Genomic DNA, 2,769 nt, shown 5'->3' with positions numbered 1-2,769 from the left:
AGGTAACCATCTGGGCAGATACCGGTTTTCAAGGTATAGATAAACAGCATCCTAATACACAAATCCCAAAAAAAGGAACTCGAAAAAGACCTTTATCGCCTGAACAAAAACAAGAAAATAAAATAATCTCGGGCATCCGTATTACAGTTGAACACGCCATCGCGGGTATCAAGCGCCTCGGTTGCATGACCCAAATTTTACGGAATCGTAGACCCTTTATTGATGATACCTTCTTACTCCTTAGCGCAGGTCTTTGGAATTTCCATCTCAGAACAGCGTAAAATTTACTTCAATCACCGAAACACCCTTATTTCACTATTAAGCAACACGCTTAATGGCATTCACCTCACGCATCAGGTTATCCAATCCGCCATCAGCGAGTTTTTGGGGTGATTTTTTTCGAAAAGATAAAAACACGAGATACCCTTTTTTGAATAATACAATAGAAAAAAGTAGCACATTATGTTACTTTAGTTATTTAGATAACAGAAGGAGAAAAACACGATGAGTATTACTCGCCTGCGTCAACAAGGTGGAGCCGTCATTCTGACAATACCTAGTAACCTTATATCAAAAATGAACTGGTCTATTGGCATGGAACTAAACATCACAACAGAGCATGAATCTATTTGTATAGCGCCTTCTCGTCGAATTCCTCGTGGGCGTAAATCTATTAGTCAACTTGTTTCAGAAATTGATACTCAGGAAATTGAATTTTTAAATAAATCAATGTATGAGTTAAATAATTCTCCTTCTGTCGGAAAGGAAATTTTTTAATGACTAAAATTAGTGTTCCATGCAAAGGTGATATCTGGTTAATCAACCCAGACCCAACGAGTGGCAATGAATTAAAAGGATCTCATTACTTTCTTGTTATTACCGAATCCGCCTTGAATAAGGCACTGGGTGTAAGTCTATGCTGTCCAATTTCTACCGTTGCATCTAGTGCTCGTTCTGCTGGCGTTACTGTCTCTATATCCGGTGACAGCACTAAAAAAGGGACAGTCAGAGGTGTTGTTCTTTGTCATCAGGTGAGAGCGCTAGATTTGAAAAATAGAAATGCAAAATTTCATACAAAAGCTGAATCACATCTGATTGATGAAGTTATTATGAAACTAGTTGATATAATTGATCCCCAATCCTAGCCAGTCCGCAAATACCGATAAATCGTTTCTCTTGATACGCCAAATTCTTTTGCTAGGGGTTCTACGCCGGAACCCCAGATTTTGCCGTGGCAAATTCCGCGTCCCTTATTCGCATGATCGTTTGTCTGGTTGTATTAAAGATTTTTGCAAGAGAACTGATGCTTTGACCGTTTTTTACATGAAATATCACTTCTTCTCTTTGTTTGTCGTCCAGTGATCGGGGTCTGCCGAGCTTTTTACCCTGTGCTTTTGCTCTGACTATTCCTGCCTGAGTGCGCTCAATTAGCAAATCCCGTTCAAATTCAGCAACAGCAGAAATCACCTGCATTGTCATTTTTCCGGCTGGACTGGTCAGATCGACGCCACCTAATGCGAGACAGTGAACTTTAACACCTGCCAAAGCTAAACTTTCAACTGTTTTGCGAATATCCATGGCATTTCGCCCGAGTCGGTCTAATTTTGTTACCACAAGAATATCATCGGTTTCTAACCTATCTGTTAATCTGACAAATCCATTTCTTTCATTAGCAGCCACCGAACCGCTAACATTCTCTTCGACAATTCGATGCGGTTTAATGTTAAATCCGGCTGCTTCGATTTCTCGGCGTTGATTTTCGGTAGTCTGTTCTAAGGTGGATACTCGGCAGTAGGCAAAAACCCGTGACATGTTTATTTTCCCTGTACGAAATAGATGTACTTATTATACAGGATGTACGAAATTAATTTAACCTATTTTTGTACAGATGTTTTATGGCGTGTACGAAACCGAACGATTTTGAACAGCAAAGAACGTCTATCAGAAATTAAAAATCGTTAAATCTAATAATTTTTGAAAATTAAGACAAAGTTACCTGCAAATCACCTTCTAAAACCGCCTGTAATCCATTCTGAGCAACTTTATCGGTAAAAACGTAATTCGTACAACCAAAATTTTATCGGCGCTCAAAATGCGTTTGGCGAATTTTTCATTTTCGGATTTCAAAAAAGAAAAAGCCAACTTCAAAAGTTGGCTAATTATGTTGATGGAAATTTTTTTATTTCTAATTTATCAAAAATCGACTCATGGCAACTCAATCATAAACTTTCAACAAAGATTTTCAACTCCATATTTCACAATCAAACCCATCCAAATTGTTATATTTTGCCAACTAACTTTAGAGGCTATGCGTTTCGGCAAATGTAGACGTTTTATCTACAAAACTATTTATTGGATTCTCTGGTAAACTTATTACATTAAGTTATGCAGGAGAAGATTTTGATAAATCCAACGCCAGAACAACAAGCTGTCATTAAGCGTGTTGCTTAATAGTGAAATAAGGGTGTTTCGGTGATTGAAGTAAATTTTACGCTGTTCTGAGATGGAAATTCCAAAGACCTGCGCTAAGGAGTAAGAAGGTATCATCAATAAAGGGTCTACGATTCCGTAAAATTTGGGTCATGCAACCGAGGCGCTTGATACCCGCGATGGCGTGTTCAACTGTAATACGGATGCCCGAGATTATTTTATTTTCTTGTTTTTGTTCAGGCGATAAAGGTCTTTTTCGAGTTCCTTTTTTTGGGATTTGTGTATTAGGATGCTGTTTATCTATACCTTGAAAACCGGTATCTGCCCAGATGGTTACCT

Annotated in this window: 6 protein-coding genes; 3 read left to right on the top strand and 3 right to left on the bottom strand. The window is 38.3% G+C overall.

Annotated elements, in window-relative coordinates; genetic code table 11:
- The 3 genes from CBG25_RS14015 to CBG25_RS14005 form a co-directional block, all read left to right on the top strand.
- On the top strand, nucleotides 1–281 hold a 281-nt coding region (locus CBG25_RS14015), incomplete at its 5' end, for a transposase family protein (RefSeq protein ID WP_290603775.1).
- Nucleotides 282–504: 223 nt separating this feature from the next.
- Entirely contained in the window at nucleotides 505–777 is a 273-nt protein-coding gene (locus CBG25_RS14010) for an antitoxin (RefSeq protein ID WP_290607364.1), read from the top strand.
- Complete coding sequence (locus tag CBG25_RS14005; protein WP_290607362.1) at nucleotides 777–1,145, top strand: type II toxin-antitoxin system PemK/MazF family toxin; 369 nt, start codon at nucleotides 777–779, stop codon at nucleotides 1,143–1,145. The genes CBG25_RS14010 and CBG25_RS14005 overlap by 1 nt, the downstream gene beginning before the upstream one ends.
- Here CBG25_RS14005 and CBG25_RS21475 read toward each other — a convergent pair.
- From CBG25_RS21475 to CBG25_RS13995, 3 genes are all read right to left on the bottom strand, one after another.
- The gene (locus tag CBG25_RS21475; RefSeq protein ID WP_366212789.1) at nucleotides 1,142–1,225 is read right to left on the bottom strand and encodes a helix-turn-helix domain-containing protein; all 84 of its coding nucleotides are present in this window, start codon (nucleotides 1,223–1,225) and stop codon (nucleotides 1,142–1,144) included. The two genes, CBG25_RS14005 and CBG25_RS21475, sit on opposite strands and share 4 nt — an antisense overlap.
- A complete protein-coding gene (locus CBG25_RS14000; protein ID WP_290607360.1) occupies nucleotides 1,207–1,812 on the bottom strand; it encodes a recombinase family protein in 606 nt (201 codons plus the stop codon). The genes CBG25_RS21475 and CBG25_RS14000 overlap by 19 nt, the downstream gene beginning before the upstream one ends.
- Nucleotides 1,813–2,488: 676 nt before the next feature.
- The coding region (locus tag CBG25_RS13995) for a transposase family protein (RefSeq protein WP_290603775.1) at nucleotides 2,489–2,769 on the bottom strand (281 nt) is incomplete at its 5' end.

The organism is Arsenophonus sp. ENCA (genome assembly GCF_002287155.1).
GTDB classification, from domain to species: Bacteria; Pseudomonadota; Gammaproteobacteria; order Enterobacterales; family Enterobacteriaceae; genus Arsenophonus; species Arsenophonus nilaparvatae.
The sequence above is the reverse complement of the archived record's forward strand: the minus strand, read 5'-3'. Positions and strand labels throughout refer to the sequence as shown.

Excerpts from the sequence above, each read along its gene's own strand:
- CBG25_RS14010 (WP_290607364.1), top strand. The coding sequence starts at position 505 with ATGAGTATTACTCGCCTGCGTCAACAAGGTGGAGCCGTCATTCTGACA.
- CBG25_RS14005 (WP_290607362.1), top strand. The coding sequence starts at position 777 with ATGACTAAAATTAGTGTTCCATGCAAAGGTGATATCTGGTTAATCAAC.
- CBG25_RS14000 (WP_290607360.1), bottom strand. The coding sequence starts at position 1,812 with ATGTCACGGGTTTTTGCCTACTGCCGAGTATCCACCTTAGAACAGACT.